Annotated in this window: 5 protein-coding genes and 1 pseudogene; 4 read left to right on the forward strand and 2 right to left on the reverse strand. The window is 69.5% G+C overall.

What is annotated here, in order from left to right; translation table 11 throughout:
* Positions 1-906: acyltransferase family protein (locus HWX58_RS14785; protein WP_175989033.1), on the reverse strand; the 906-nt coding region annotated here is incomplete at its 3' end.
* A gap of 64 nt (positions 907-970) precedes the next feature.
* On the opposite strand from HWX58_RS14785, the gene truA reads away from it, so the two are divergent.
* Both truA and HWX58_RS14795 read left to right on the forward strand, forming a co-directional pair.
* Positions 971-1,813, forward strand: coding sequence for a tRNA pseudouridine(38-40) synthase TruA (truA, locus tag HWX58_RS14790; RefSeq protein WP_175989036.1), 843 nt, complete (start codon positions 971-973; stop codon positions 1,811-1,813).
* 55 nt (positions 1,814-1,868) lie between these two features.
* The gene (locus HWX58_RS14795; protein ID WP_175989038.1) at positions 1,869-2,537 is read left to right on the forward strand and encodes an endonuclease/exonuclease/phosphatase family protein; all 669 of its coding nucleotides are present in this window, start codon (positions 1,869-1,871) and stop codon (positions 2,535-2,537) included.
* A gap of 21 nt (positions 2,538-2,558) precedes the next feature.
* Here the strand turns inward: HWX58_RS14795 and rraA are convergent, their stop codons facing one another.
* Positions 2,559-3,026 carry a ribonuclease E activity regulator RraA gene (gene rraA / locus HWX58_RS14800; RefSeq protein ID WP_175989040.1) on the reverse strand — a complete coding sequence of 156 codons (468 nt, stop codon included), beginning with the start codon at positions 3,024-3,026 and terminating at the stop codon, positions 2,559-2,561.
* 114 nt (positions 3,027-3,140) lie between these two features.
* Here rraA and HWX58_RS14805 point away from each other — a divergent pair.
* Positions 3,141-3,349, forward strand: a pseudogene (locus tag HWX58_RS14805) (heavy-metal-associated domain-containing protein).
* Positions 3,350-3,394: 45 nt separating this feature from the next.
* The coding region (locus HWX58_RS14810) for a heavy metal translocating P-type ATPase (protein ID WP_175989042.1) at positions 3,395-4,888 on the forward strand (1,494 nt) is incomplete at its 3' end.

Raw genomic sequence — 4,888 nt, forward strand, 5'->3', positions numbered from 1 at the left:
GACCCACTTCAGCGGCTGCACGTCGAGCGCACGGCCGAACCACGACCCCGGCAGCACACCGGCGAAGATCGCGAGCGCCGACCCGCCGCCGGCCAGCAGGAGCGTGCCGGGGAACGTCCCGGCATCCTGACTCTCCGGCATCAGCGCGGCTGCGACGATAGCGCCGAGCCCCAGCAGTCCGATGAGTAGCGAGCCCGCACGCGCCGGGCGCGAGCTCATCCATGCCCGCTCCGGCATATTCGCGGTGGCCAGCGCCAGCGCGATGCCGATCAGCAGCCCGAACGCGTGCGCGTCCGTGCCGAAGTACGCGCGCGTGACCTCGCCTCCTGCGACGAGCTGTGCCATCCACCACGCCGAGCCGCCGCCGGCGACGAGCACGAGTGCGACGCGCGCCCAGCGCCCGGGGATCAGCAGCACGAGCGGCAGCAGCAGCGGCCACACGACGTAGAACTGCTCCTCCACCGCGAGCGACCAGAAGTTGCGGAACAGCGCGGGCGCCGTCGCGGCGAAGTAGTCGGTGTCGTCTGCGACGGCCAGCCAGTTGTAGCTGAAGGTCGCAGCACCCAGCACCTGGCGCCCCATGCCGACAAGCAGATCGCCGCCGAGCATCCATGCGGCCGTCGCGCACACCGTGACCACCACGGCGAGTGCGGGCAGCAGCCGGCGCGCGCGCCGCCTCCAGAAGTCGACGAGCCGGCGCGGCGAGCCCAGCCGCCCGAGCCGGGACGGGCGGAGCAGCAGCGAGGTGATGAGGAACCCGCTGATCACGAAGAAGACGTCGACGCCGACGAATCCGCCGACGAGCGGCAGTCCGGGGAACAGGTGGTAGGCGACCACCAGGGTCACGGCAACCGCGCGCAGGCCGTCGAGGCCCGCGAATCGTGTCGGTGTCGTCTGGTTCTGCATGTCTCGGAAGTCGCGCCGCGGCTCGCAGCCGGGCGAAGTCAAAGCTCCAGTTTAGGCTGGGCACGTGAGAATCCGCTTGGACATCGCCTACGACGGCACGAACTTCCGCGGGTGGGCGAAGCAGCCCGGCTTGAGGACGGTTCAGGGCACGCTCGAGGCGGCTCTCGCACGGATCGTCGGATCGGATGTGCAGTTCGTCGTCGCCGGGCGGACGGATGCCGGGGTGCACGCCGCCGGCCAGGTCGCGCACGTCGATCTCGATGAGGCGCAGTGGGCTCGCGTCGAGGCGCGACACGGGCGAGCCGCCACGGACCCCGCAGGATCGATCGCCGCCCGCATGCGCGGAGTCCTCGGCGCGTACCCGGATGCCACGGTGCATCGATCGTCGCTTGCACCGCAGGGCTTCGACGCGCGCTTCTCCGCGGTCTGGCGACGCTACCGGTACCGACTGGCTGACGATGCGGCCGGGTTCGATCCGGCACGGCGCCTCGACACCACGAGCATCCGCGGCTCGCTGGACGTTCAGGCCATGGATGCCGCCGCACGCTCCCTCATCGGCCTGCACGACTTCGCCGCGTACTGCAAGGCTCGCGAGGAGGCGACGACGATCCGCACGCTCCTGGACTACCGGTGGACCCGGGATGCCGACGGCGTCCTGGTCGCCGAGGTCAAGGCCGATGCGTTCTGCCACAGCATGGTCCGCGCGCTGGTCGGGGCGTGCGCGGCCGTCGGCGAAGGACGTCTCGGCGAGGGCGATCTCGTCGTTCTGCGCGACGCCCTGCAGCGCACGAGCGAGTTCAAGGTGCTAGCCGCGCGCGGCCTCACGCTCACCGAGGTCGGGTACCCCGCCCACGACCTGCTCGCCGCGCGCGCCGAGCAGACGCGGGCGCGGCGGGACTCCGAGTAGACGAGTTCACAGAATCGACACCACAGGCTCAGGTGGGCGCAGTAGCGTGGCGATGATGAAGGTCATCTCCTACAACCTGCGCAAGCATCGAGCCGCGACAGAGCTCGAGGAGCTCGTCGAGCAGCACGAGCCCGATCTGCTGTGCCTGCAGGAGTGCGACGTCTCCGCCCTCCCCGACGAGATCGGCGGCCTGACGCTCGCCGACGCCACCCAAGGCAATCGCCTCGGTCTTGCGCTCTACTACCGGACGAACCTGTTCCGCCTGCAGGACATCCGCACGATCGGGCTGAAGAAGTCGCTGCACGACATGATGCTCAAGCCCGCCCACGAGCGCGTTCTCGGTGTGCGGCTGCAGGACATCGACAACGGCAGAGAGCTCATCGTCGCGTCGTTCCACGCCGCACCGCTGACAGCGCTGAACTCGCTGCGCCGCACGCAGATCCGTGCGGCACTGACCGAGCTCGAGATGATGGGACCGGGCCTTCCCGTTCTCATGGTCGGCGACTACAACTACCCGGTCTTCAAGGAGAACCTCGGGCAGACCGTGCGCGATCACGGGTACGCACTGACGCTCAGCGACGAGCGCACCTACACGCGGTACCGCGTGTTCAAGGGGCACTACGACTTCGCGACGTCGGACGGATTCACGATCGATCGCATCGAGACTTTGCCGCAGCGATCGAGCGATCACCGGCCGATCCTCGTCACCGCCGACGCCACCTGAGCGGCGGCGAGTGCGGTCGCGTCAGCGCTCGACGAGAATCCCGTCCTCGTCGGCATACAGGCGCTTGCCCACCGCGAAGGCCACTCCCCCGAACTCGAGGTCGACGTCGACCTCTCCGGCGCCGAGCTTGGCGCTCTTGCGCGGATTCGTGCCGAGCGCCTTCACGCCGAGGTCGAGGCCGCCGATGGCGACACTGTCGCGGATCGCGCCGTGGATCACGACGCCCGCCCAGCCGTTCGCGACGGCCGACTCGGCGATCATGTCGCCCATGAGCGCGGTGTTCAGCGATCCTGAGCCGTCGATCACGAGCACGGCGCCGTCGCCCGGCGTCGCAAGGGTCGACTTCACGAGCGCGTTGTCCTCGAGGCAGCGGATCGTGCGGATCGGCCCCTGGAACGCCGTCCGGCCCCCGAAGTCGCGGAACTGCATCGGCACCGACTGGAGGTCGTCGCCGAACTCGTCGTAGAGGTCTGCGGTGGCTTGGGTCATGTGGCCATCCTTGCACGGCGGCGCTTCGGCAACCGTCGACGGAAATACCCCCAGGGGGTACTATAGTTGTGGTCGACGAACGAAAGGAAGACTCCCATGAGCACCACTGACTCCATGAGTACCACTGAGTACCAGGTGACCGGCATGACCTGCAGCCACTGCGAGATGTCCGTGCGCGAAGAGGTCGGTCAGATCGCCGGCGTCGACCAGATCGAGGTCAGCGCGCAGACCGGCAGGCTCGTCGTGACGGCATCCGCTCCGCTCGATGACGCGCGGTCCTCGCGGCTGTCGACGAGGCCGGATACTCCGCCGTCCGCGCCTGACCCGCCGTACCCGCACCCCCAGAGCCCCGACCGGAAAGCAGCACCATGAGCAGCGTCGAACTCGAGATCGGCGGCATGACCTGCGCCTCGTGCGCGACGCGCATCGAGCGCAAGCTGAACAAGCTCGACGGCATCGAGGCGACGGTCAACTACGCCACCGAGAAGGCGAGGGTCACCGCGCCCGCCGGCTTCGACACGGCGCTGCTCATCGACGAGGTCGAGAAGGCCGGGTACTCCGCGCAGCTGCCCGCCACGCAGCCGGATGCGACGGACGAGGCCGACGCCCCCGAACTGCGCTCACTCCGCCAGCGGCTGTTCATCTCGATCGCCCTCGCGGTGCCGGTGATCCTCATGGCGATGATCCCGCCGCTGCAGTTCACGTACTGGCAGTGGGCGTCGCTCGCCCTGGCCGCGCCGGTGATCGTGTGGGGCGGCTGGCCGTTCCACCGCGCCGCGTGGACGAACCTCCGTCACGGCGCGGCGACCATGGACACCCTGATCTCGATGGGCACGATCGCCGCTTTCGGCTGGTCGCTGTACGCGCTGTTCTTCGGAACCGCCGGGATGCCGGGCATGACCCACCCGTTCGAGTTCACCCTGTCGCGCTCCGACGGGGCGTCGAACATCTACCTCGAGGTCGCGGCCGGAGTGACGATGTTCATCCTGGCGGGGCGGTACTTCGAGAAGCGGGCCAAGCGTCAGGCGGGGTCGGCGCTGCGTGCTCTCCTCGAGCTCGGCGCGAAGGACGTGTCGGTGGTGCGCGACGGCGTCGAAGCGCTGATCCCGATCGAGCAGCTGCGAGTCGGCGACGCGTTCGTCGTGCGTCCCGGCGAGAAGATCGCCACCGACGGCGTCGTCATCGAGGGGCATTCGGCCGTCGACGCCTCGATGCTCACAGGTGAGTCCGTCCCCGTCGAGGTCGGCGAGGGGGATGCCGTCACCGGCGCGACCGTGAACGCCAGCGGCCGCCTGATCGTGCGCGCGACGAGGATCGGCGCGGACACTCAGCTCGCGCAGATGGCGCAGCTGGTGGAGGACGCGCAGACCGGCAAGGCCGAGGTGCAGCGCCTGGCGGACCGCATCTCGGGCGTCTTCGTCCCAATCGTCCTCGTCATCGCGCTCGCGGCTCTCGTCGGCTGGATCGTCGCGGGATTCGGGTTGTCCGCGGCCTTCACCGCCGCCGTCGCCGTGCTCGTGATCGCCTGCCCGTGCGCGCTCGGGCTCGCGACGCCCACCGCCCTGCTGGTCGGCACCGGCCGTGGCGCACAGCTGGGCATTCTCATCAAGGGGCCCGAGGTCCTCGAGTCCACGCGCAAGGTCGACACGGTCGTCCTCGACAAGACGGGCACGGTCACATCCGGTCGCATGGCCCTCGCAGGCGTGATCACCGAGGACGGCGTGGATGCCGCGGAGCTCGTGCGACTGGCCGGAGCGGTCGAGCACGCGTCCGAGCATCCGATCGCGAAAGCGATCGTCGCGGCGTCCACTCGGCTCCCGGCCGTCACCGACTTCACGAACGTCGAGGGCAAGGGCGTGCAG

It is taken from the genome of Microbacterium tenebrionis, from assembly GCF_903645325.1.
Taxonomy (GTDB): Bacteria; Actinomycetota; Actinomycetes; order Actinomycetales; family Microbacteriaceae; genus Microbacterium; species Microbacterium tenebrionis.

Excerpts from the sequence above, each read along its gene's own strand:
- HWX58_RS14795 (WP_175989038.1), top strand. The coding sequence starts at position 1,869 with ATGAAGGTCATCTCCTACAACCTGCGCAAGCATCGAGCCGCGACAGAG.
- rraA (WP_175989040.1), bottom strand. The coding sequence starts at position 3,026 with ATGACCCAAGCCACCGCAGACCTCTACGACGAGTTCGGCGACGACCTC.